The organism is Flavobacterium tyrosinilyticum, from assembly GCF_023656565.1.
Classification (GTDB): Bacteria; Bacteroidota; Bacteroidia; order Flavobacteriales; family Flavobacteriaceae; genus Flavobacterium; species Flavobacterium tyrosinilyticum.
In genome coordinates this window covers 778,884-802,330 of record NZ_JAMOKG010000002.1, presented here as the reverse complement: position 1 = coordinate 802,330, position 23,447 = coordinate 778,884, and the positions used below count along the sequence as shown (strand labels likewise).

The 23,447-nt window shown below is 33.2% G+C and carries 24 protein-coding genes; 17 read left to right on the top strand and 7 right to left on the bottom strand.

What is annotated here, in order from left to right:
* Positions 1–156: 156 nt before the first annotated feature.
* The 17 genes from NCC77_RS11315 to NCC77_RS11235 all read left to right on the top strand — a co-directional run bounded on the left by NCC77_RS11315 (position 157) and on the right by NCC77_RS11235 (position 12,771).
* Positions 157–699, top strand: coding sequence for a DUF1599 domain-containing protein (locus tag NCC77_RS11315; RefSeq protein ID WP_250835656.1), 543 nt, complete (start codon positions 157–159; stop codon positions 697–699).
* 73 nt (positions 700–772) lie between these two features.
* Positions 773–1,873, top strand: a complete 1,101-nt coding sequence (locus NCC77_RS11310) for a BT_3928 family protein (protein WP_250835655.1) — start codon at positions 773–775, stop codon at positions 1,871–1,873.
* 137 nt (positions 1,874–2,010) lie between these two features.
* The gene (locus NCC77_RS11305; protein ID WP_250835654.1) at positions 2,011–2,466 is read left to right on the top strand and encodes a hypothetical protein; all 456 of its coding nucleotides are present in this window, start codon (positions 2,011–2,013) and stop codon (positions 2,464–2,466) included.
* A 41-nt stretch (positions 2,467–2,507) separates the two neighbouring features.
* Positions 2,508–3,167 (top strand): alpha/beta hydrolase, encoded by a 660-nt coding sequence (locus tag NCC77_RS11300; protein WP_250835653.1) that lies wholly within the window; start codon positions 2,508–2,510, stop codon positions 3,165–3,167.
* Between the two features lie 325 nt (positions 3,168–3,492).
* Entirely contained in the window at positions 3,493–3,990 is a 498-nt protein-coding gene (locus NCC77_RS11295; RefSeq protein WP_250835652.1) for a TlpA family protein disulfide reductase, read from the top strand.
* Positions 3,991–4,074: 84 nt separating this feature from the next.
* Positions 4,075–4,827 (top strand): triose-phosphate isomerase, encoded by a 753-nt coding sequence (gene tpiA / locus NCC77_RS11290; protein WP_109192832.1) that lies wholly within the window; start codon positions 4,075–4,077, stop codon positions 4,825–4,827.
* A 206-nt stretch (positions 4,828–5,033) separates the two neighbouring features.
* Entirely contained in the window at positions 5,034–5,867 is an 834-nt protein-coding gene (prmA, locus tag NCC77_RS11285) for a 50S ribosomal protein L11 methyltransferase (protein ID WP_250835651.1), read from the top strand.
* A gap of 36 nt (positions 5,868–5,903) precedes the next feature.
* Positions 5,904–6,179: an ATP-dependent Clp protease adaptor ClpS gene (locus tag NCC77_RS11280; RefSeq protein ID WP_095927736.1), complete on the top strand. Its 276-nt coding sequence runs from the start codon at positions 5,904–5,906 to the stop codon at positions 6,177–6,179.
* Between the two features lie 176 nt (positions 6,180–6,355).
* Positions 6,356–7,627, top strand: a complete 1,272-nt coding sequence (locus NCC77_RS11275) for a sterol desaturase family protein (protein WP_250835650.1) — start codon at positions 6,356–6,358, stop codon at positions 7,625–7,627.
* Positions 7,628–7,635: 8 nt separating this feature from the next.
* Positions 7,636–8,322, top strand: coding sequence for a lysoplasmalogenase (locus tag NCC77_RS11270; RefSeq protein ID WP_250835649.1), 687 nt, complete (start codon positions 7,636–7,638; stop codon positions 8,320–8,322).
* A gap of 20 nt (positions 8,323–8,342) precedes the next feature.
* Positions 8,343–8,789, top strand: coding sequence for a 2-dehydro-3-deoxyphosphooctonate aldolase (locus NCC77_RS11265; protein WP_095927739.1), 447 nt, complete (start codon positions 8,343–8,345; stop codon positions 8,787–8,789).
* A gap of 20 nt (positions 8,790–8,809) precedes the next feature.
* Complete coding sequence (locus NCC77_RS11260; RefSeq protein WP_250835648.1) at positions 8,810–9,142, top strand: hypothetical protein; 333 nt, start codon at positions 8,810–8,812, stop codon at positions 9,140–9,142.
* Between the two features lie 238 nt (positions 9,143–9,380).
* Positions 9,381–10,199, top strand: coding sequence for a 3-deoxy-8-phosphooctulonate synthase (kdsA, locus tag NCC77_RS11255; RefSeq protein WP_095927741.1), 819 nt, complete (start codon positions 9,381–9,383; stop codon positions 10,197–10,199).
* A gap of 34 nt (positions 10,200–10,233) precedes the next feature.
* On the top strand, positions 10,234–11,139 hold the full coding sequence (locus NCC77_RS11250; RefSeq protein ID WP_250835647.1) for a hypothetical protein: 906 nt from the start codon (positions 10,234–10,236) through the stop codon (positions 11,137–11,139).
* 100 nt (positions 11,140–11,239) lie between these two features.
* The gene (locus NCC77_RS11245; RefSeq protein ID WP_250835646.1) at positions 11,240–11,917 is read left to right on the top strand and encodes a YiiX family permuted papain-like enzyme; all 678 of its coding nucleotides are present in this window, start codon (positions 11,240–11,242) and stop codon (positions 11,915–11,917) included.
* Between the two features lie 93 nt (positions 11,918–12,010).
* Positions 12,011–12,463, top strand: coding sequence for a ubiquinone biosynthesis protein COQ4 (locus tag NCC77_RS11240; protein ID WP_250835645.1), 453 nt, complete (start codon positions 12,011–12,013; stop codon positions 12,461–12,463).
* Between the two features lie 5 nt (positions 12,464–12,468).
* Positions 12,469–12,771, top strand: coding sequence for a hypothetical protein (locus NCC77_RS11235; RefSeq protein ID WP_250835644.1), 303 nt, complete (start codon positions 12,469–12,471; stop codon positions 12,769–12,771).
* Between the two features lie 254 nt (positions 12,772–13,025).
* Here NCC77_RS11235 and NCC77_RS11230 read toward each other — a convergent pair whose 3' ends face one another.
* The 7 genes from NCC77_RS11230 to NCC77_RS11200 form a co-directional block, all read right to left on the bottom strand.
* Complete coding sequence (locus tag NCC77_RS11230) at positions 13,026–14,417, bottom strand: M20/M25/M40 family metallo-hydrolase (protein WP_250835643.1); 1,392 nt, start codon at positions 14,415–14,417, stop codon at positions 13,026–13,028.
* A 166-nt stretch (positions 14,418–14,583) separates the two neighbouring features.
* Positions 14,584–16,503, bottom strand: coding sequence for a discoidin domain-containing protein (locus NCC77_RS11225; RefSeq protein WP_250835642.1), 1,920 nt, complete (start codon positions 16,501–16,503; stop codon positions 14,584–14,586).
* Positions 16,504–16,532: 29 nt separating this feature from the next.
* Positions 16,533–17,306 (bottom strand): glycerophosphodiester phosphodiesterase family protein, encoded by a 774-nt coding sequence (locus NCC77_RS11220; protein ID WP_250835641.1) that lies wholly within the window; start codon positions 17,304–17,306, stop codon positions 16,533–16,535.
* A 91-nt stretch (positions 17,307–17,397) separates the two neighbouring features.
* On the bottom strand, positions 17,398–19,698 hold the full coding sequence (gene bglX / locus NCC77_RS11215) for a beta-glucosidase BglX (RefSeq protein ID WP_250835640.1): 2,301 nt from the start codon (positions 19,696–19,698) through the stop codon (positions 17,398–17,400).
* Positions 19,699–19,794: 96 nt separating this feature from the next.
* Positions 19,795–20,508 carry a carboxylesterase family protein gene (locus NCC77_RS11210; RefSeq protein WP_250835639.1) on the bottom strand — a complete coding sequence of 238 codons (714 nt, stop codon included), beginning with the start codon at positions 20,506–20,508 and terminating at the stop codon, positions 19,795–19,797.
* Between the two features lie 6 nt (positions 20,509–20,514).
* Positions 20,515–21,891, bottom strand: a complete 1,377-nt coding sequence (locus NCC77_RS11205; RefSeq protein ID WP_250835638.1) for a glucoamylase family protein — start codon at positions 21,889–21,891, stop codon at positions 20,515–20,517.
* Positions 21,892–21,966: 75 nt separating this feature from the next.
* A complete protein-coding gene (locus tag NCC77_RS11200) occupies positions 21,967–23,445 on the bottom strand; it encodes a RagB/SusD family nutrient uptake outer membrane protein (RefSeq protein ID WP_250835637.1) in 1,479 nt (492 codons plus the stop codon).
* Positions 23,446–23,447 lie beyond the last annotated feature (2 nt).

The window sequence follows — 23,447 nt, the reverse complement described above, 5'->3', positions numbered from 1 at the left end:
GTTCGAAAAGTTAAAACTTGAAACATTTTTTAGTTTCAAGTTATTGCTGTTAACACTTTGTTTAGAAAAAACTTGAAACAAAGAAAACCTGAAACTTGAAACTCTTTAATTTAATCCTTATTTTTGAAGAAATTTTAGCAAATATACAGCATATAAATGAAGAATACTTCCCAAGAATTTGATAATGTTATAGCGGTTTGTCGCACTTTGTTTATCAATAAAATGAAAGATTACGGCAGTGCGTGGAGAATTTTAAGGTTGCCATCGCTGACGGATCAAATTTTTATAAAAGCACAACGAATTAGAAGTTTACAGGAAAATGATGTCCGTAAAGTGGATGAAGATGAAAAAGGAGAATTTATCGGAATCATCAATTATTCTATTATGGCTTTGATTCAGTTAGAACTTGGCGTTGTTGATCAGCCGGATCTTGACGTAGAAAAAGCAACTGAATTATACGATGCTAAAGTAAAGTTAACCAAAGAATTAATGGAAGCTAAAAATCATGATTATGGAGAGGCTTGGCGTGATATGCGCGTGAGTTCTTTAACCGATCTAATTTTGCAGAAACTCCTTCGCGTAAAGCAAATTGAAGATAATAAAGGAAAAACAATCGTATCTGAAGGTATCGATGCTAATTATCAGGATATGATTAATTATTCTGTTTTTGCTTTAATCTTAAACCCAATTACTAAGTAAAATTCCAAATTTTAAATTCCAAATTCCCAATGCTAAACTTGGAGTTTGGAATTTGAATTTTTAAATATTCATTATGAAAAACATCATTACCCAATTCTCCCGATTATTTGTCGGTGTCCTATTTATCATTTCCGGATTAATCAAACTAAACGATCCTGTTGGATTCTCTTATAAACTGGCTGAATATTTCAGCGAACCTGTTTTCAATATGCCTTTTTTAGAGCCATTGGCTTTAGGATTGGCGATCTTTTTAGTGATTTTGGAAGTAGTTTTAGGTGTAATGCTTTTAGTTGGCTATAAATCAAAACTAACGATTTGGGCTTTACTTTTATTGATTGTTTTCTTCACATTCCTAACTTTCTATTCAGCCTATTTTGATGTGGTAAAAGATTGCGGATGTTTCGGAGACGCTTTACACTTAACGCCTTGGCAATCATTTACAAAAGATATTGTTTTACTATTCTTTATCTTGATTTTATTCATCAACAAAAAATTAGTGAAACCTTTATTCTCTAAATTGGTAACTAACATTATCACTTTAGTCAGCATTGTTTTATGTGTTTTTATGGCCGTTTGGGTTATTAACCATAATCCAATCAAAGATTTCCGCCCGTATAAAGTAGGTACAAACATCGAAAAAGGAATGGAAATTCCAGAAGGCGCTCCAAAATCGGTTGTAGAAATGATTTTTATCTACAAAGTAAATGGCGTTGACAAAGAATTTACAGAGAAAGATTTAATGAATATTCCAGAAGGTGCTGTTTTTGTTGACAGAAAAGATAAAGTAATCTCTGAAGGGTACGTTCCTCCTATTCACGATTTTACTATGACAAAAGATGATTCTGATTATAAAGAAGAATTATTAAAAGAGCCAAAATTGTTAATCTATGTAACTTACGATTTGAATTTATCAAATCCAGAAGGGATGAAAAAATTAGCAAAAGTTACTGCTGATGCAAAAGCAAAAGGTTACAAAGTAATTGGAATGACGGCTTCTGGAGCTGATGAAATTGCTAAAGCCAAAAAAGAATATGCTTTAGACATTGATTTCTATTTCTGCGACGGAACAGCTTTAAAAACTGTCGAAAGAGCAAATCCAAGTATTGTTGTGGTACATGACGGAACTATCGCTCAAAAAGTGCATTACAATGATGTTGATGATTTGAAATTGTAATACTTCAAAAAAAAATTAAAAACGCCAGCAAACGTATTGTTTGCTGGCGTTTTTGATTTTTAGCATTCCGTCAAAAGTTAACTTTTAGATTACGAATAATAATCCTACATTTGAGCAAACCAAAAACTATTTTAACCATGAAAAAACTGCTACAGATTTCCGCTATTCTAGTTTTATTTTTTGCTGCAGGATGTGACTCGCCTCAAATAATTTGCGAAACGGGACCTTTGATTTATACTTTTGAATTTGTTGATATAGATTCGGGAACAAACTTGTTTGACAATGGCACTTTTACCCCAAAAACACCCGTGACAGTAACAGATTTGAATCAAAATAAGATAATTCAAACTACTTATGTGAAAAGCAACAATTCAGATCGTGCTCTGTTAGTATTAGCATTTGAAACAGGAACATTTAAATATGCTGTAAATATTGGAGACAAACCTGCCTTTGAATTATCTGTTGTTACGGAGAGAATGAAAGGAAGCCAATGTAATGGTATCGTGAAAAAATCAATTGAAATTAAAAATGCTGAATATGAAGAAGAAAAAACAACTGGGATTTATAAAATTCTAATAAATACAAAAAACTAAAATCAATTTTAATTCAGCTTTACAATCCTTTAATCCAATCAATGAAAAGAATCTTTCAATCACTTATTTTCGCGTTCTCCATTTTATTTAGCATTTCAGGTTTCAGCCAAACAAAAAATAAAGACCAACGTTACATTTTCTTTTTTCACAACAAATTTGTTGAAGAAAATGATTTAAATGCAGTTCATCCAGAATATGGCAGAGCAGAATACAATGAGATTTTAGAATCTTATAGAAAAGATGGCTTTATTGTTTTTAGTGAAAAAAGAAAGAAAAACACCAATTCTGCCAAATATGCCAAGAAGATTTCAAAACAAATCAAAAAGCTTATAAAGAAAGGCGTCCCGCCAAATCATATTACCGTAATTGGAACGTCACAAGGTGGTTATATTGCCCAATATGTTTCGACTTATCTCTCTAATCCAGATGTGAATTTTGTTTTCATTGGATGCTTTAGAGATATTGATATTCAAGAAATTCCAGATATTAATTTCTGCGGCAATATTTTAACCATTTATGAAAAATCAGATATTTATGGAGTTTCTGCCATTAAAAGAAAAGAAACTTCGAAATGTAAAATAGATCATTTTAAAGAAATTGAACTTAACACAGGTCTAAAACACGGCTTTTTGTTCAAAGCTGCAGACAATTGGATTGCTCCGAGCAAAAAATGGGCAAATGGCAATTATGAATTAAATTAAGCATTGAAAAACTTACAAGGAAGCCTTCAATAATTTTGATTTTATTGAAGGCTTTTTTATTGCAATCTGACGTTTTTTTGAATTAAAATCTTCTTCAAAAAATAAAATTTTTATCATTTTTTTATTTGCAAAATACCTCCATTAGGAAAAAACACCATTTCCTATCTCAACTATTACGATTTCAATACTCTTTTTTCAACCAAAAAACGTCGATTTGTTACAAAATAAACGACTCTTCAAATTTTGTTAATCTACAATTGGCATTCGATTTGTTTGTTTAACTTTGTGAATTCAGTACCCTAATAAAAAATAATTTTAATCAAATATGAAACAATTAGTTCTAGTCGTAATTGCGTTTATTTCTTTTTCTTGCTCACAAGCTCAAAAAACAGCTTTTTCTAAAGAGGCTCTGTCTGAGAAATTACTAGCCACTGATGGAAGTCAGGTTACATTCAAAAACAGCTTAAAAAAATACAAAGGCAAAACTTTAGTGATAGAAGTTTGGGCTTCTTGGTGTGGTGATTGTGTGAAAGCAATGCCAAAATTAAAAGAGCTACAAGCTAATAATCCTGATGTGTCTTACTTATTCATTTCGGCTGATAAAACGGCTGATAAATGGAAAGCTGGAATCGAAAAACATGAGTTAAATAAAGGCGATCATTATATGATGAATGATGGTATGAAAGGGCTTTTTGGAAAAGCTATTGACTTAGACTGGATTCCAAGATACATTGTAGTTGATAAAACTGGAAAAATCGTTTTATACAGAGCGATTGAAACTGATTTTGAGAAAATCAATTCTACTTTACAATCATTGAAATAATCTTTCAATAATAATAACAATGTCAAAATTCAATTTAAATTTTGACTTCTTTCAAAAACAAAAAAATAATATAAAACTACCAAAATGAGAAAATCGATTGTTGCAGGAAACTGGAAAATGCATAAAAATGCTGCGCAAACTGAAGAATTATTAAACGAATTAGTGGCTAAAATTCCAGCTAAAACAAATGCACAAGTTATTGTAGCTCCAACTTTTGTAAACTTACAAGCTGCTGCTGCGAAATTAAAAAATACAACTATTGGTGTTTCTGCTCAAAACGTTCACCAAGCTGAAGGTGGAGCTTTTACAGGAGAAATTTCTGCAGATATGTTAACTAGCATTGGCGTTAACACCGTAATCTTAGGTCACTCTGAGCGTAGAGCTATTTTCCACGAAACAGATGCTTTAATTGCAAACAAAGTTGATACAGCTTTAAAACATGACATGACAGTTATTTTCTGTTTTGGAGAAGAATTAAAAGATCGTCAATCTGATAATCATTTCAATATTGTTGAAAATCAATTACGTGATGGTGTTTTCCATATTGCTAAAGAATCTTGGTCTAAAATTGTTTTAGCTTACGAGCCGGTTTGGGCTATCGGAACTGGAGAAACTGCTTCACCAGAACAAGCACAAGAAATGCACGAATTTATCAGAGAAACTATCCGTAAAGCTTTTGGAGCTGAAATCGCTGATGAAGTTTCTATTTTATACGGTGGTTCTGTAAAACCAGAAAATGCTAAAGAAATCTTCTCTAAACCAGACGTAGATGGTGGTTTAATTGGAGGTGCTGCTTTAAAAGCTGACGATTTCCTAGCAATTGTTACTGCTATCTAATTTTAGATTTTAGATTTTAGATTTTAGATTTTAGATTTTAGATTTTAGATTTTAGATTTTAGATTTTAGATTTTAGATTTTAGATTTTAGATTTTAGATTTTACAAAAAACCATTCGCGGTGCGAATGGTTTTTTCGTTTTAGAATTTGGAATTTTTAAATTGAAAATTTATAATTTAAGGATTATCTTTGCAAAAATTTTTATTTATGTCAAACATCTATTTAGGATATCATTTTACAATTGAGCCGAAAGAATTAGGTTCTGAAATTTTAGTGGCTGAATTGGGCGAAAAAGCGTTTGAAAGTTTTACAGAAACAGAAAACGGAATTTCGGCTTTTGTGAAGAAGGATTTATGGGATGAGAATATTCTGGATGATATTTACATTTTACAATCTGAAGAGTTTAAAATTGAATATACAATTGAAGAAATCGATCAGGTGAACTGGAACGAGGAATGGGAAAAAAACTTCGAGCCAATCGATGTTGATGGAAAATGCCACGTAAGAGCTCCTTTTCACCCAAAAACGGATGCTGAGTTTGATATTTTGATCGAACCTAAAATGAGTTTCGGTACTGGTCATCATGAAACTACTCATATGATGATTCAGCATTTATTGGAAATGGATGTAAAAGGCTTAAAAACACTTGATATGGGTTGCGGAACTGCAATTTTAGCAATTTTAGCAGAAATGAAAGGCGCTGAACCAATTGACGCTATTGATATTGACAATTGGTGTTATTTAAACTCTATTGAAAATGCCGAACGCAATAATTGCAAACATATCAGCGTTTATGAGGGCGATGCGGCTTTATTAGCGGGTAAAAAATACGATTTAATCATTGCCAATATCAACAGAAATATTTTGTTGAACGATATGCAGGCTTATGTTGATGCTTTGAACCCAAAAGGAATTATTCTTTTTAGCGGTTTTTATGAAGAAGACATTCCATTTATTGATGCTTCATGCGTTGAAAAGGGATTAACTTATGTTAAAAAGTTTCAAAGAAACAACTGGGTATCTTTAAAATACGTAAATTAGATACTGCTAATCAACTCAGTACAAAACCTATAAGATATGAGTACTAAAGAAAAAGTAAGAGAAAGAGTTCGCGAAAAAGAAGCCATTGCTTTTAATAACGAGATCATTGTTTATAATGATGATGTAAACACTTTTGATCACGTAATCGATACTCTAATGCGTGTTTGCGACCATACGGCTGAACAAGCTGAACAATGCTCTTTGATTGTTCATTACAACGGAAAATGCACTGTAAAAACGGGTCCGATTGAAAAACTTAAACCTCAATGCACACAACTTTTGGAAGCTGGACTTAGCGCCGAAATTGTCTAATTGATCCATAATTTAAAAACGCATTCTGTTTTGTTCTATATTCGAATAAAATGGAATGCGTTTTTTATTTGTCTTATTTTAAATCAAAATATCACATTAAAAACCGTTTAATTTAACAATAATTTAAAAAGCATTCGATTTTATTCTATATTTGAACGAAATAGAATGCTTTTTTTATGGAAGAATATGGAAAGATATTGATTATTGCAATGCCCATTTTTTTGACGTTAATTATCATTGAAAAAATATACGGCATTTATGTAAAAAACGATACAGCGCCACTAATAGACAGCGTATCGAGCATTAGTTCTGGAATAACCAATTCTGTAAAAGATGTTTTAGGACTCAGTATCACTTTTCTTTCTTATGAATGGCTAGTTTCTAAAATTGCCTTACAGCACTTAGAATCCAATGTTTTATCCTATTTCATAGCCTTTTTTGTGATTGATTTTTATGGATATTGGAGTCATAGACTAGCACATCAGGTTAATTTTCTTTGGAACAAACATGCTATTCATCACAGCAGTGAAGAATTTAATCTTGCCTGCGCGTTACGTCAGCCCATTGCTAGTGTGGTTAATCTCTTTACTTTTTTATTGATTCCTGCGGCTTTACTAGGTGTTCCTGCTTCAGTAATTGCGATAACGCTTCCTGTTCACTTGTTTTTACAATTTTGGTATCATACCAAACACATCAAAAAAATGGGCTTTTTGGAGCATATTTTAGTAACTCCTTCGCATCATCGCGTTCATCATGCTATCAATCCAGAATATCTAGACAAAAACCACTCTCAGATTTTTATTTTTTGGGATAAACTTTTTGGTACTTTCCAAGAAGAATTAGACGAAGTTCCTCCTGTTTTCGGAATCACAAGACCTGCCAATACCTGGAATCCTATTAAAATAAATTTTCAGCATTTGAGCTTACTTGTAAAAGATGCCTGGCGCGCTCCAAAATGGAAAGACAAACTCACCATTTGGTTTAAACCAACAGGCTGGCGTCCCGAAAACTTTGAAGAAAAATATCCTGTAAACAAAATTGAAAATGTTTTTAATTTTGAGAAATACGGCACTCAAAACTCTCAAAAATTAATTTACTGGTCGGTTGTACAAGTTTTAATAACATTACTATTTGTAAGCTATCTGTTTGAAAATATTGCCAAAATTGGTTTGCCCAATATTTTTATCTACGGTTTTTTTATTTTCATAACCATATATAGCTACACAGAGTTAATGGATAAAAATAGATTGGCTCTTTTATGGGAAGGCATCCGATTAGCAATAGTAATGAGTATTATTGGCTATTACGGAGACTGGTTTGGGCTAAATCGCACAATTCCAATTAGTAATTATATTATTTTTACCTACCTGATTTTATCTTTTTCAGCAACACTTTATTTTGTTAATTTTGACTTTAAAACCAACCAAAACCAATATACCAATTCATAACCCCTATTATGAGAAACTCATCTTTTTTTAAAATTTATGCTGCATTTAGTGTGGTTTACCTCATTATTCTGCTCACTGGCCACGAACGTTTTGATCTTTTTCTTAAACCCATTCTAATACCAATTATTGGGTTTGGCGCTTACTTTTATAGAAATTTTCCAACGCAGAATATTTTATTAGCCGCACTTGTACTCTCTTGGCTTGGAGATGTCATCTTACTTTTTACAGATCTTGGTGAAATTTATTTTATTTTAGGACTTGTATGTTTCCTATCTGCACATATTATCTACTGCATTCTTTTCAATAAGCAGAAGAGAATTAGAAAAAAACAAAACAAACCAATTTTTATATTTGGCAGCATATTAATCGCAGTCTATTTAATCGGGATGGTTTCTGTATTAATGCCCCATTTAGGAGATCTTGAAATTCCTGTTTCTATTTACGCTTCGGTAATTTCAATTATGCTTCTATTTGCTTTCAACGGATTTTTAGTGTGGGAAAAACCAGGAAATCAGCTTGTGTTTTTAGGGGCTATTTTCTTTATTATTTCTGATAGTATTCTGGCTGTAAATAAATTTTATGCTCCCATTCCTAAAAGCTCCTTTTTTATTATGCTAACTTATCTTCTGGCACAATATCTGATTGTAGTTGGTATTTTAAAACTAAATCCAAAAAAAGAACAGCAAACAGTTTAACTTTTCCAACCACCTCAATCATGAAAAAAATAGCACTTTTAATTGTTTTAGTAATCTTTGCTTCTTCTTGTGTAAGCACAAAATCGACTTTAAAAAATGTTGATGATAATGCACCTGATTTGATTTTGAAGAAGGACAATACGTTTGCTATAACGCAATTTGCTAAAGACAAAAAGTACGGTTATGATCCTGATTATCCTGTTAATATATTTTTTCAAAATACAAATAGTGAGACTTTAAACGAAACTCGTTTCTTAAATGCTTTGGCTGGTCCTAATGGCGAAAAAATCACTTATACTAGATTAGAAACTTGTTGTCCGTTTCCAACTAAAAGAAGCAATATGGGCGCTGGATTTTTGAATGTTTATGAGTTGAAATGGGAAGGACAGAAAAAGCCTGTAAAACTGTATTTGAATATTTATGAAAAAGGAATTTTAATGGTTCCGATGGGATTGAGGTTGAAATAGAATAATCTCAGATTAACATTATGCTTACTATATTACCGTTATTGCTGATTATTTTACCTGTATTATCACAGTTAATCTGGGGAACATTTTCTATCTATAGACCTGCATTATTTAAATTCAGCCAAATTTCTTGGATCAATTTTATCCTGCAAATTGTACTTTCTCTTGTGGCTTTTAATATTGCTGATTATAATTTTTCTAAACAATATGAACAATATCCCAATCCTATGAGATGTGGTATGCCACTTGTAGGAATGGCTGTAGCTTGTTTCTTTTCACTTTTTGTTCTGATTTTAATCCTTGTGATTCAATTTCTAATTAAAAGATGGAGAGCAAAAAGAAATACGATATAAATCTTAATATTTCTTGAATTAAACTGTAAAGCTTTAGAACATGATAAATGTCATTTATTAATTTCTTTTCATGCTTTAATATTGCCACGGAAAAAGCATTTAATCGTTTTAAAGAAATTTTAGCAATTCGTTAATTCTACTCAGCTCCTAGTCAGCTATTCGAGTTCTTAAAATAATCTTAAATCTTCATCTGCTATTCATAAATCATAACTACCTTTGCAGTGCAAAAAATAATTTTATGAACTTACAACATATTCCACAAATTAAGCATACTGACAGCGGAAATTTCTTTTTATTAGCAGGGCCTTGTGCTATCGAAGGAGAAGAAATGGCGTTGCGAATTGCTGAAAAATTAGTTGGTATTACCGACAATCTTCAGATTCCTTATGTATTTAAAGGATCTTTTAAAAAAGCAAACCGTTCTAGAATTGACAGTTTTTCTGGTATCGGTGACGAAAAAGCTTTAAAAATCTTAAGAAAAGTTTCAGAAACTTTTCATGTTCCAACTGTAACAGATATCCATACAAACGAAGATGCTGACATGGCAGCTCAATACGTTGACGTTTTACAGATTCCTGCATTTTTAGTACGCCAGACCGATCTTGTTGTGGCTGCTGCGAATACTGGAAAAGTGGTAAACTTAAAAAAAGGACAATTTATGAGTCCGGAGAGCATGAAACATGCTGTTCAAAAAGTTTTAGACTGTAATAATGAGAATGTTATGGTTACAGATCGTGGTACTATGTTTGGCTACCAAGACATGATTGTTGATTTTAGAGGTATTCCTACTATGCAGCAATATGCTTCTACAGTTCTAGATGTAACACACTCTTTACAACAGCCAAATCAGACTGCTGGGGTTACAGGCGGAAGACCTGACATGATTGAAACAGTGGCAAAAGCGGGTATCGCAGTTGGTGTTGACGGTATTTTTATCGAAACACACTTTGATCCTGCAAATGCAAAAAGTGATGGTGCTAATATGCTTCATTTAGACTATTTTGAAGGCTTAATGAACAAACTAGTTGCTATTAGAAAAACAGTAAACGCCTTTTAACTTATATCTTTTTAATTTATAACACTTAAGTTCTTTGAAAACAAAAATTTTATTTTTCTTACTGGCTTGTGTTTCTTTAAACACATTTGCTCAGGAAGAAATACCAGTACAAAAATATGCTGCCCATAATAAAGGAAAATTCTTTGTTATGTGGGGTGGTAACAGAGAAAGCTACTCAAAATCTGATGTAAACTTTAGAGGTAAAGATTACAACTTTACAGTTGAGAATATGGCTGCTCATGACAAACCAAAAGGATGGCATGTTGATTACATCAATCCTGTTAACATGACTATTCCTCAAACCAATTTGAGATTGGGTTACTTTTTTAGTGATCATTATAGTGTTACAATTGGTATTGACCATATGAAATATGTAATGTCACAGAATCAAATCGCAAATGTTACCGGAAACATCAATTTACCTGCAGATGATCCCGCGTCAATTTACAATGGTAACTACAACAATACTCCTGTCGATATGTCCCAAGGAGGAGCGAAAGAAGGCGGTTATGGCAATGGTGAAATAAATGTAAATGGTCCAGCTTTTTTAATGTACGAACATACAGATGGTTTAAACTACATTAATACGGAAGTTGCAAGATTTGATGATGTTTCTAAATGGTTTGGATTACCAAATATTGATAAAGTTCAGATTAACTTAACCGAAGGTATTGGCGCTGGAGTTTTATATCCTAAAACCAATACTACTCTTTTAGGTAAAGAACGTCACGATGATTTTCACGTTTCTGGTTATGGTGTTTCTGCAAAAGCTGGTTTAAACGTTACTTTCTTCAAGCATTTCTATATTCAGGGAGAACTAAAAGGTGGTTACATCAATATGCAAGACATTAGAACAACTACTAGCAATGAAGATAAAGCTTCTCAGCACTTTACTTATTTTCAAAGAATTATTGCTGTTGGAGGTATTTTTAGACTCTAATATTTCGTAAAATATATTTTAGAAAATAGCTGCCATTTTATTTGGCAGCTATTTTTTTTATTATTTACTTTGCACTTCAAAGTACTTTAAATTTTACTTTATGAAAAACAAAAAATATTTATTTCCGATTATTACTTTTTTCTTAAGCTTTAGCTGTGCCTTATTCGTGGCTATAAAAGTTTTTCCGAATAATCCGTTTACTGGAACATCCAAAACAGAAAAAACAGCTGTTAGCAAGTTTAAAGACGGAGATCTTATTTTTCAAACATCAGAATCTAAACAGTGTGAGGCAGTTCGCATTGCCACAAATTCGAAGTTTTCTCATTGCGGAATCATTTATGATATTAACGGAAAATGGTTTGTTTTTGAAGCAGTTCAACCTGTAAAGCTTACTCCGTTAGAAGATTGGATCCAACATGGAAAAGATCATAAATATGTCGTTAAACGACTAAAAGACGATAGTGTTTTAAAACCCGAAGTTTTACAAAAAATGAAAGACTACAGCCAGCAGTTTGACGGTAAAGAATATGATGCCTATTTTGAATGGACTGATAACAGGATATATTGCTCTGAATTGATCTGGAAAATTTATAAAAATGCTGCAGGAATCGAATTGTCTCCACTTAGAGAATTGAAAGATTTTAATTTGCAAGATCCGAGAGTTCAGAAAATACTAAAAGAACGTTATGGTAACAACATACCATTAGAGGAAAAAGTTGTTGCTCCTTCTGACCTTGCCGATTCTACTATTTTAAAAACTGTACTAGACACTTATTAATATTTTTAAAAAGCTAGATTGCTTTATTATTTCTAGCTTTTTTATTTATCTATTTACTTTGAAATTCAAAGAACTTTACAAAAAAACTAAGCTATGAGAGATTATTTGATTGAAAAACTGTATGAATGTTCTAAAAAACCGTATCAAAAATATTTCAAGAAGAATCAGCCTTGGAATATTGAGAAAGGCCTTTTAATGGATTATCCTGAAGAGAGCCTAGGATTTAGCTTGGGTAGTTTTCTTTATAAAAATCATTTTGATATTCAGGAAAAACTGGAAGATCACGACATCATTCATGTTCTGACCAATACGGGAATTTCAGTTTATGAAGAAATCGGAATGCAGTATTATTTACTCGGAAATGGAAAGAAAAGCTTGTATTTGTTTATGGTCATACTAACAGGCACTATTTTTTATCCGAAACGTATGAGCTATTTCATTCAGCAATTTAAAAGAGGGAAAAAGGCAAATGCTTTTCATTACCTCGATTTTTCAAAAATGCTTTTTTTGCCAATTCAAACTATTCAGCAAACTTTTAAAATTTAAAAATCATGAAAACAATTTATAATCCTTCTGAAGAAAAACAGTCTACAGAATTAGCTATTGGCACATTTGCAATCAGTACAATACTATTTATTCTTTACATCGTTTCAAACGGAAATGGTATGGTATTAGTTATTGCATGGCCTTTTGCTTTAGCTGCCATTGTGGTTAATTTAATCATGTTTGTTCATTTAATGGAAAGATTTATCCATCTACCTCAACAGCGAAAAGAAATTGCAATAAAAATACTGCTTCTCCTTTCTAACATTCCGATAACATTTTTGTATTATCTGGTTGTAATGAAATCTTGACTTTTAAAATCATATTAACAAAAAAAAACACTACTACGAACCCCAGAGGGGTAAGATATTTATAGAATTTCAATAAGAAAATGAAAAAAGCTCCAGAGGAGCGACATATAGTATACATTAAAAAAAAATATGTCGCTCCTCCGGAGCTTTATATTTGGAAACATTTTCCCTTTTCTATAAATATGTCGCTTCTCCGAAGCTTACAAAAAAGAGCTATCCTTTTGAGACAGCCTCTTTCGATTTATTATTTTGTCTTAATTTGCTTTTTTAGTTTCAATTCCGTTTTGGTCTAATAAATACATTAATGTAGTCATTGTCGCTGCACCAAGCTCAAGCTCTCTTTTGTTGATTGCATCAAATTTATCGTTTGCTGCGTGGTGGTAATCAAAATAACGCTGAGAATCTGGTTTTAAACCTGCTTTTACAATAGCTTGAGAAGTCAAATGGCTAATATCTGAACCTGCATGGCCAATTGTGAAACTGTGTACCAAATAAGGCTCAAAAAGGTCTTTGTAACCTTGAATTTTTTTCAAATTAGCATCATCTGCTTCAATTGAAAATCCTCTTGGAGAAAATCCGCCTGAATCACTTTCTAAAGCAAAAATGTGGTTTTCTTTATTTTGTTTTGAAACCTCTTCATATTTGGCTCCGCCTCTTCCTCCATTTTCTTCGTTCATAAACAATACAACACGAATCGTATTTTTTGGCTTGTAGTTTAAGTTTTTCAAAATACGAATTACTTCCATACTCTGTACTACTCCTGCTCCATCATCGTGAGAACCATCTGCTAAATCCCAAGAATCTAAATGTCCTCCAACAACCATAATGTTTTCTGGAGTTACGCTTCCTGTCAATTCACCAATTACATTATAAGACAATGCATCTGGTAAAGTTTCGCAAGATTGTTTAAAATAAAATTTCAAAGCTGGATTTCTTTTTAAAGATTTACTCAACAATTCTGCTCCATTTGTACTAATAGCAGCTGTTGGAATATATTGTTCTTTTGGCAAATCACCGTAGCTTTGAGCACCTGTATGAGGGAAGTCGTCTAGACGTAAGTTCATAGAACGAACAATTGTTCCAACCGCACCTAATTTTGATGCTTCTTTTGCTCCAGCATATCTTTGGTCAACACAAGCTCCATAAGACGTAAAAGTTTCAATATTTTCAGGATTCATTGGTCTGTTATAAAAAACAATTTTTCCTTTTACTTTATCTGCTCCAAGTTCATTTAGTTCTTTAATTCCTTGAACTTCGATTATTTCTGCTGTAAGACCTGTTTTTGCAGTAGCTACAGAACCCCCAAGTGCGCAAATCGGCACAGTAGTTTTCACTTTTCCATCAAGAATGTAAGCCGTTTCTTTTTCGCCACGTACCCAATGAGGTACCATAACTTCTTGTAAATAAACTTTATCTAGTCCTAAACTTTCTAATTGTCTTTTAGTATAGTCAACTGCCAGTTCTGCACCTTTAGATCCAGACAAACGAGCCCCGATATCGTTAGACAAATATTCTAACCAAGTGTAACATTTTGATTCGGTTAAAGCTTTTTTATAAAATAATTTGATGTTTTTTTCATCATTTGTCTGAGCAAAAGATGTCAATCCGCTTAAAACTAATGCAGTTAAAAGAATTGTTTTTTTCATAGTTTTGATAGTAATTTTGGAGTTTATAGTGCTTTTGGCACGTTCACAAAGGAACAAAATTATTGACAGTTCTAAGTTCTTTTTCTTAACCTTTTCTCAAAAAAAAGCTCCAATTACAAATTTTTCAATTTGCAATTGGAGCTTTTACAGATTTTATAAATAAAGACTATTTAACTTCAATAATCTTATTTTTCGTTCCGATTCCGTTTTCATTAAAAGGCTCAATAGTAAAATAATATTTTGTTCCTTTATCTAAACCTCTAAAATCATATGTATTATCACCGAAAACCATAATGCTGTTATACAATTTATCTGGTTCAATTCCGTAATAAATATTGTAACCAATTACATCAGCTTGTTTTTTCCACGAAATCATAGCATTTCTAGAATCTGCCTTGTTTCTGTCTACTTTAAAAGAAGCAACAGCTTTTGGTTTTGCTGCCAATCCGTTTCCAAAAACTCTAAAATCTGAAATTGCAAACAAACCAGATGCATTATGAATATTTTCCATTTTAATGTAACGTGCTTTAATCGATTTTGAAAGCTCTACATAATCATGTGGTGCATCTTTATCATTTTTAGACTTATCTACAACCAAAGTCCAATTTTGAGCATCATCAGACATATAGATTTTATACTGATAATAAATATCCATTGCTTTATTAAACTGCGTTGCTTTATGATCTGCATAATTAATCTGAAGAGCATTAATTTCCATTTCTCTTCCCAAATCCATTTGAAGCCATTCTCCTGGATTGTCAGTTTTTGCAGACCAATAGGTTTGAATGTTTTCATCGGTAAGATTTTCTGGACCATAACAGAATTTCTCATATACTTTTTTACCGCCATTATCCATCCTATGTGTTTCTACTTCCATACATTCTTCTGAAGAAGAAACCGTTACTGGCTTTTTATAAGAAAGCAGCATCCATCCAGAAGAAGCTCCTTTTGTTTGATCACGTTGGGCTGTTGGCAATACAATTGGAAAATCCCCATAAGCTGTGATCGAATACATTACATCATCTTTGTCAAATCCAGCAGGAAACATATCTATACGACGCTCAAAACGATCTTTAATAGAGATTTTGCACGTTCCTGTATTCCAGTAATTTCCATAATTATCTGCGAAAGTATTTCCGTGCCCTGCTCCAATTACAAATCCGCCTGGTTTATATGACATCGGATTATGTTTTTGGTACGTAAATGGCCCTAACGGATTATCTCCAACATGAACACCGTTTGCGTAGCCTTTAAATTCGGTAGCAGGCGCTCCATATTGCATGTAATATTTTCCGTTATGTTTGGTCATCCAAGCTCCTTCAATGAAATTCCCCCACGGCGCAGGTTCCATATCGTTGTTTGGTCCAAAACGTTCCCATCCGTGAGCAGAAGGGTCTAAAATAGCTACTTCTTTAACTTGCCCATAGACTTTCTGAATATCCTCTACTTCTGTTGCTTTATACAATTCTGCATAGTCTGCTTGATTTCCTTTTGGAAGCCAAGTATTATAATCAACCTCAACACCTACAAGAGGTAGTTTTCCGCTAGAACCGTAGTACATATATACTTTTTTGTCATCATCTTGAAAAATCGCTGGATCCCAAGTTGGCAACATTGCTTTATCAACGTGACGTGTCCATCTTCCCGATTTCGGATCTGCCGTTTTCCAAATCGGATGATCTCTTTTCCAGGTTGAACCTACATAAAATAAAGTATCGTTTACAACCCACGCTGCTGGAGCACATTGGTCGTCATCACCTGGCTGTCTTTGGAAACTTCCGTAAACAAAATTCCAGTCTGACATGTCTTTACTCCAAAAGAAACCAGCCTGATTGGTAGCAAATAAATAATATTCGCCTTTATACGTAATAATTACAGGATCGGCGCTTGAACGGCGTGATTCTGGAATTCCGTTGTGATTATGAGTTGTAAAATTGTACCCAATATTTATCGGATTACAGTATGTTGTTGCTGGTCTGCTAGGGTCAAACCATTCTGTTTTACCAGAATTTTGTGCCGAAAGACTACTTCCTAAAAGCATTGAAAGCAATAAAATTGGCTTAAATTGTTTATATATATTCTTCATGGTTAGATTCTTTAGTTAAGCTTTACAGCTTATTTTTTAACCTCTTTTCTTTCCTTTAAAAGTTCGGGTTCGTTTGTGGTGATGTAATTGAATTTGTGTTCAATAATCCAATCCATATCTTTAGCGTCGTTAACAGTCCAAGCGTTTAGAATAATTTTATTATCCTTTGCTTCTTGTATCCATTCAGGATGTTTTTGAAAAACAGAATAATGATAATCAACTCCGTTAATTTTATCCGCTTTTACCTCTTTTGGAGATTTATTCCCTTCTAAATATTGCAAAGAAGTTTTAGGGTCTATTGCTCTGATTTTTTTTAGAATATCGTAATCAAAACTGATGTAGCAGGTATTTTTATCGGCTTTTAATTTTTTAATGGTTTCGACTGCTGCTACACCCGTTTTTTGTCCTCTTTCTTTACTGATTTCCGAAGGTTTAATTTCGCAAACTAAAAGTGTGTGCTTGTTATTTCGCATTCCTTCGGAAATATATTCATACAGCGTTGGAAGTTTTTCTCCGTTAGAAAGTTTAAACTTTATCAAATCTGCATAATTTGTTTCTTCAATAAGCAGTTTGTTGTAGTGGGCATCATGATTGATTACAAGTGAATCATCTGCTGTTCTCCAAACATCAAACTCTGATCCTGGCAATTTTAAATCTATTGCATGTCTTAATGATGCAATAGAATTTTCAGGCAGATTATTCTTTTTCCAAGCTCCGCGATGCGCTACTATTGCGTTCTTTTGCGCATTGCAATAGGAGAAAGCAATAAGACATACGGCACTAAATATTTTAATTTTATTCATAATAACGTAGTTAAAAAATTACAAAAAGGTTTTGTCATTTTAGAAAAAAAGCCCTCCAAACGAAGGGCTTTTCACTAATCAAATAAACCAACTATTTAGTTAACTCAAAACTAACTTTCTTATCGGCATTTGAATTTCCTCCAACGAAAATATCAAACTGCCCTGGCTCTGCTACGAATTGTAAATCAGAGTTATAAAATTTTAAATCTTCAACAGTAATATCAAAACTTACTGTTTGTTTTTCACCTTTTTTAAGTGTTATTTTTTGGAAACCTTTTAATTCTCTAACTGGTCTTGTTACTGAACCAACTAAATCTCTAATGTATAATTGAACAGTTTCTTTTCCGTCAAAATTTCCAGTATTTGTTACATCAACAGTTACTTTCAATTTTCCAGATGGATTCATTTTATCAGAAGAAATTTTCAAGTTTGAATAATCAAAAGTCGTGTAGCTTAAACCAAATCCGAATGGGAATAAAGGTTCGTTTCTTTCGTCAATATAATTTGATCTGAATTTCTCGAATTTTCCTTCTGTGTTAGAAAGTGGTCTTCCTGTATTTTTGTGTGCATAATAAATTGGTAACTGTCCAACACTTCTTGGGAAAGTTGAAGTCAATTTTCCTGAAGGATTTACATCTCCGAATAACACATCAGCAATTGCATAACCAGCTTCTGTACCAGCAAACCAAGCATTTAAAATTGCTGGAACTGTTTTTTCTTCGTCTGTAATTACTAACGGACGTCCGTCAAATAAAACTAAAACAACTGGTTTTCCAGTTTTTAATAACGCATTTAATAAATCTTTCTGCGCTTGTGGAATTTCTAAGTTTGTACGGCTGCTAGATTCTCCGCTCATTTCTGCAGATTCTCCTAAAGCTGCAACAATTACATCTGACTGCTCTGCCACTTTTAAAGCTTCTGCCAATAAATCTTCTTTTGAACGAGCATCACGGTGTAAGGTTTTACCGAACATTGTCGCATTAGTTTCAAAAGTTTCATCGTAATCTAAGTTACTTCCTTTTGCATATAAAACTTTAGTTCCAGCTCCCGCTACTTCTTTAATACCTCTCAATAATGAAACGGCGTTTTCCATTTTTGTAGCCACACTCCAAGTTCCTGGCATGTTTTCTTTAGCATCTGCCAATGGTCCGATTAAACCAATTGTTCCAGATTTTTTAAGTGGTAAAAGCTGGTTTTGGTTTTTTAATAAAACTAAAGATTGTGCAGCAATATCACGTGCTTCTTTTCTGCTGTCTGTTGTAAAAATCTCCGTTTTTGCTCTCTTCTCATCACAATATTTATACGGATCTTGGAATAATCCTAAGTCGTATTTTGCTTCTAGAATAAGTTTTACAGCATTATCGATTGTTTCGATTTTTACTTTTCCTTCATCTAAAGATTTTTTCAAAGTTCCTAAGAAACCTTCTCCAACCATATCCATTTCAACACCAGCATTTAGAGATTGAGCAGAAACTGCTTGTAAATCTCCCATTCCGTGCTCAATCATTTCAGGAATTCCAGTAAAATCGGTTACTACAAATCCTTTAAAACCCCATTGTTTTCTTAAAACATCTGTCATTAACCATTTGTTTCCAGTTGCTGGAATTCCGTCAACTTCGTTGAAAGAAGCCATAACTGAACCTACACCAGCATCTACTGCAGCTTTATAAGGAGGGAAATAGTCATTAAACATTCTAATGTGGCTCATATCGACAGTGTTGTAATCACGTCCGCCTTCAGGAGCTCCGTATAATGCAAAGTGCTTAACACAAGCTAAAATTGAGTTGTTTTTTGAAAGATCATGCTGCTGATAACCATTTACCATTGCTTTTGCAATCTGGCTTCCTAAGTATGGATCTTCTCCTGAACCTTCAGAAACTCTCCCCCATCTTGGATCGCGAGAAACATCAACCATTGGAGAAAATGTCCAGTTAATACCGTCTGCACTTGCTTCTTTTGCAGCAATTTGTGCACTTCTTTCAATTAATCCCATATCCCAAGTACAAGATAATCCTAACGGAATTGGGAATGTGGTTTCATAACCGTGAATAACGTCCATACCAAAAAGCAACGGAATTTTTAAACGGCTTTTTTCAACCGCAATTTTCTGTACTTCTTTAATTTTTTGAACTGATTTAATGTTGAACAAACCACCCACTTTTCCTTCAGCAATATTTTTTGCCACATTTGAGCTGTTTGCCTGCCCAGTGGTAATATCACCAGATGTTGGCAAGTTTAACTGGCCCAATTTCTCGTCTAAAGTCATTTTTGACATTAACTCCGCCACAAATTCAGACTTTGGTTTAATTTTCACTGTATTTTTAGCTGGCTTTTTTTGAGCATAACCCAAAACAGCGCATCCTAAAAAAAGTAAGACTAATTTGTTTTTCATGTGTATTTAATATTTGTTTTTAATCGGAACATGGAATCACTTTTCTTCGTTCAATTTTTTGTTTGAATCAAAGTGATTTCATTCTATTCTATTTATTTATTTGTTTGTATTCGTTTTTCTTTGCTGTAACATCCAATCATAGATCTCTTTGTTATCATAAACTCTTGTCCAGCTGTCGTGATTTGCATCGTCAAAAATGGTTAGCTTTATATCTTTGGCATTACATTTTTTCAATTCATTATAAATCGTGATGGCATAATTTACATTTACCACATCATCCTGTAATCCGTGGAAAATTCTGGTTGGAATATTAGCTATTTCACAAGCATGTTCTAACTGAATTAAATCTACAAAACCCGCGACAGGTACATTTGCGGCAAATAGATCCGGATATGAAAAAGCTAAATTCCAAGAAGCCCAACCCCCTGAGCTCAAACCAGTAACATATATTCTTTCTGAATCGATTTTATTCTCTTTCTGAATTTTCACAATCAGCTGATAAATTGATTCTATATCCCAATTTTCATCTTCTTTGCATTGCGGAGCCAAAACATAAGCGTCTAATTGGTGTGTTTTTAAATATTTTAAAGGACCATTAATTTTTACTTTCTCCAAATCGATTCCTTTTTCTCCATCGCCCGAAATAAAAACAATCAATGGCTTTTTCTCCTTAACATTCGCTGGACGATGTAAAACATATCCCAGTTCATATTTAGACATTATAACTGTATTGATTTTTCCAGTTGTTTCACTCTGCCCAAAAACAACTATAGAAAACAACAGAAATATAAATGCTAACTTATTTTTCATAGAATCTTAAATTCCGTATTTTCCAGATTTAAATCCAAGTTTTGTCAAGCCTTGTTTTACTTCTGGAGCATTCATAAACAATTTCCATAATAATCCTGTTCTGTAATTTTCTATCATTACAACTTCTGGACCTTGATCAATTGCCAAATAACGTTTTGCCACCCATTTATTTCCTAAACTAAGAGCATCATAAAAACCTGCATTCCCCCAAGTTTCCTCTTTATGATTCTCATATAAATTGCGAATAAATGTCATTGATTCTTTTGGCGTATAAACGATTGAGCTAATTGCCGCTGTTGGCGAAATCACACCTTGATCGTTACTTGGCATATGTGCATTGTATCCAATAGAACCGTCAGGGTTTCTTGAATATGATGCTGTTAATCCCCAATATTCTGGTCCATAACCCGCAATTTTTTTCGGATTTTCAACACAATATTCGTAGTTAATTTTAGTCTGATTAACATTTAAATCCCAATAGTTAGCATATTTATCTGTTAACTGATTTGGATCTAAACCTACATAAGAATAATGAGCCCAGAATAATGGACCCCCAAATTCTTCTGCACCATTATGCTTTAAAATAAGTGGGATATTGTATTTTGTTTTTGAAGAAACTATACCACCGCTTCTCGCCCATCCTTCGTGATAGGCTTTCGCATCGATTGTATGCGTTGGTGAAGACGCTGCTAATACATAAGTAATTAAGCATTCATTGTAACCCTCCAACGGAAAATTCATCTCCCAAGCATAGCTCGGAGACCAGTGCCAGTACAAAACATTTTTATTATTTGTGTACCATTGCCAGTCAACACCTTTCCAAAGTGCATCGTATTTTGCCGCAACTGCTTTCTCTTTTTCATTACCTGTTTTAAGATACTCGCGAACTGTAATAAATCCTGATACCAAAAATGATGTTTCGACTAAATCTCCTCCATTATCTTTGGTTCCAAAAGGTTTTACTTTTCCTGTATTTCCATCAATCCAGTGTGACCATGCTCCATGAAAGCGATCTGCTTTTGCAAGGAAATCTGCAATTTTGTCTAATCTTTTTACTCCTTCTTCTTTAGACACATATCCTCTATCTATTCCTGCAACTAATGCCATTAATCCGAAACCTGAACCACCTGTTGTAACAATATTCGAATCATTTTCAGGATAAACTCCGTCAGGATGATAACGTTCTCTCGCTAACCCAGAATTTGGTTCTGCATAGTCCCAGAAATATTTAAATGTTTGTTTTTGAACAGCATCTAAAAGCTGTTCGTCTGTTAATGCAGTAACGCCAGAAGTATTTTCCTGTACATTTTCTTTCGACTTATCGGCATTGGATCCACAACTAAAAAAAGTAAAAGCTAAAAATAAAACTGAAATTCTAACCATTATAAAAATTTAAGATTTTAATAAATAATCACTTCCCTTAGAAAATCTAAAGGGAAGTGATTTTTAAGATTTTGATTAATAACCAGGGTTTTGTGTTGTTACCCCTCCAGACTGTTGAACCACTAAAGCTGGAATTGGATATAACTCATGTTTACCCACTATAAAAGTTTTTCCGTTAGGGAAAGTAGCACTAACATCTGCTTTCATAGCTGCTTCTGCCTGTCCTGTTCTTACAAGATCAAACCATCTGTCGTGCTCAAAAGCAAATTCTAATCTTCTTTCTTTATAAATTGCTTTTCTAACATCTGACTGACCTGTTGCTGGAGTATCACCTAATCCAGCTCTATGTCTAATTTGATTGATCAAAGGAATCGCTTCTGAAGTTTGCCCTAATTCATTTAGAGCCTCAGCCTTCATTAAAATTACCTCAGCATATCTTAAATATCTAAGATTTACGTCTGTAAATTCCTGATTGTAAAACGCTGATGAATATGCTTTATAATTGTACATTGGGTTAGATACAGTAGATGCTACAACTGTACCATCGTATAAAACTGAACCTCTAAAAATTATAGTTGCAGCTCTTCTTACATCTCCAGCTTCATAAGCATCGGCAAGTCCTTGAGATGGTGTATTGAAACCCCATCCCCATCCTCCAGCACCTCTAGGCGCTTGAGACACAGTATAATTTCCTATTCCATATCCTGGAGAAGAAGTTCCTCCAATTCCATTAATTTCAAAAATTGACTCTGGGCCAAACTCTCCTTCTTTCTTGTATTGTAGAGAATAGTCTGAAACTAAAGAATAACCTGTTACTTGATTGCAATTGTCAATTACTTTTTGCCAGTTTTTTTGGTATAAATTAACCTTAGCTAACAAAGCATAAGCAGCCCCTTTAGAAGCACGTGCAACGTCAGTCCCACTATATGAAGATTTTAGTGGTAAAGCTACGATAGCATCATTTAAATCTTTTTCAATAAAAGCATAAACTTCTGCTGGAGTTTTACGCGTTAATTGCATAAGTCTATCATCATCATTTCCAGGAATTGGTAAATGATCTATAATAGGCACCCCACCATATCCTTTTACTAAAGTAAAGTACATAAAAGCTCTTAAAAACTTAGCTTCTCCTTCTAATCTTGTTTTTAAAGCAGGAGATACTTGCGTAAGTTTTGGAAACATCGCTAATGCTTGATTTGCTCTGTTGATTCCTGCATAATTATAATTCCAGATACTACTAAAAGATGGTGTAGAAGAATTGAAAGTTAAAGCATCTAAAACGTCTTTATCTGTACCAGTATCTCCTGGATCTGAACCTTTATCTGCGTCGTCAGTCATAATACTGCTTACCCCGTTCCAAGCAAAAGAAGACATGTCCCAAGATAAAAATATATTATAAACTGCATCAACCATTGATGTAGCCCCTGCATCGCTATCCACTAAAGCAGGATCTGCTGGAATATTTTTTGTCTGATCTACTTCCAAAAATTCATCTGAACATCCAGATACAAACAAACCAGAAAGTATAAAAAGTGATATATATAATCGTTTCATGA

Excerpts from the sequence above, each read along its gene's own strand:
- tpiA (WP_109192832.1), top strand. The coding sequence starts at position 4,075 with ATGAGAAAATCGATTGTTGCAGGAAACTGGAAAATGCATAAAAATGCT.
- NCC77_RS11275 (WP_250835650.1), top strand. The coding sequence starts at position 6,356 with ATGGAAGAATATGGAAAGATATTGATTATTGCAATGCCCATTTTTTTG.
- NCC77_RS11225 (WP_250835642.1), bottom strand. The coding sequence starts at position 16,503 with ATGAAGAATATATATAAACAATTTAAGCCAATTTTATTGCTTTCAATG.
- bglX (WP_250835640.1), bottom strand. The coding sequence starts at position 19,698 with ATGAAAAACAAATTAGTCTTACTTTTTTTAGGATGCGCTGTTTTGGGT.
- NCC77_RS11220 (WP_250835641.1), bottom strand. The coding sequence starts at position 17,306 with ATGAATAAAATTAAAATATTTAGTGCCGTATGTCTTATTGCTTTCTCC.
- NCC77_RS11280 (WP_095927736.1), top strand. The coding sequence starts at position 5,904 with ATGAGTACTAAAGAAAAAGTAAGAGAAAGAGTTCGCGAAAAAGAAGCC.
- NCC77_RS11210 (WP_250835639.1), bottom strand. The coding sequence starts at position 20,508 with ATGAAAAATAAGTTAGCATTTATATTTCTGTTGTTTTCTATAGTTGTT.
- NCC77_RS11295 (WP_250835652.1), top strand. The coding sequence starts at position 3,493 with ATGAAACAATTAGTTCTAGTCGTAATTGCGTTTATTTCTTTTTCTTGC.
- NCC77_RS11270 (WP_250835649.1), top strand. The coding sequence starts at position 7,636 with ATGAGAAACTCATCTTTTTTTAAAATTTATGCTGCATTTAGTGTGGTT.
- NCC77_RS11300 (WP_250835653.1), top strand. The coding sequence starts at position 2,508 with ATGAAAAGAATCTTTCAATCACTTATTTTCGCGTTCTCCATTTTATTT.
- NCC77_RS11230 (WP_250835643.1), bottom strand. The coding sequence starts at position 14,417 with ATGAAAAAAACAATTCTTTTAACTGCATTAGTTTTAAGCGGATTGACA.
- NCC77_RS11240 (WP_250835645.1), top strand. The coding sequence starts at position 12,011 with ATGAGAGATTATTTGATTGAAAAACTGTATGAATGTTCTAAAAAACCG.
- NCC77_RS11265 (WP_095927739.1), top strand. The coding sequence starts at position 8,343 with ATGAAAAAAATAGCACTTTTAATTGTTTTAGTAATCTTTGCTTCTTCT.
- NCC77_RS11245 (WP_250835646.1), top strand. The coding sequence starts at position 11,240 with ATGAAAAACAAAAAATATTTATTTCCGATTATTACTTTTTTCTTAAGC.
- NCC77_RS11205 (WP_250835638.1), bottom strand. The coding sequence starts at position 21,891 with ATGGTTAGAATTTCAGTTTTATTTTTAGCTTTTACTTTTTTTAGTTGT.
- NCC77_RS11305 (WP_250835654.1), top strand. The coding sequence starts at position 2,011 with ATGAAAAAACTGCTACAGATTTCCGCTATTCTAGTTTTATTTTTTGCT.
- NCC77_RS11315 (WP_250835656.1), top strand. The coding sequence starts at position 157 with ATGAAGAATACTTCCCAAGAATTTGATAATGTTATAGCGGTTTGTCGC.
- NCC77_RS11235 (WP_250835644.1), top strand. The coding sequence starts at position 12,469 with ATGAAAACAATTTATAATCCTTCTGAAGAAAAACAGTCTACAGAATTA.
- NCC77_RS11200 (WP_250835637.1), bottom strand. The coding sequence starts at position 23,445 with ATGAAACGATTATATATATCACTTTTTATACTTTCTGGTTTGTTTGTA.
- prmA (WP_250835651.1), top strand. The coding sequence starts at position 5,034 with ATGTCAAACATCTATTTAGGATATCATTTTACAATTGAGCCGAAAGAA.
- NCC77_RS11310 (WP_250835655.1), top strand. The coding sequence starts at position 773 with ATGAAAAACATCATTACCCAATTCTCCCGATTATTTGTCGGTGTCCTA.
- NCC77_RS11260 (WP_250835648.1), top strand. The coding sequence starts at position 8,810 with ATGCTTACTATATTACCGTTATTGCTGATTATTTTACCTGTATTATCA.
- kdsA (WP_095927741.1), top strand. The coding sequence starts at position 9,381 with ATGAACTTACAACATATTCCACAAATTAAGCATACTGACAGCGGAAAT.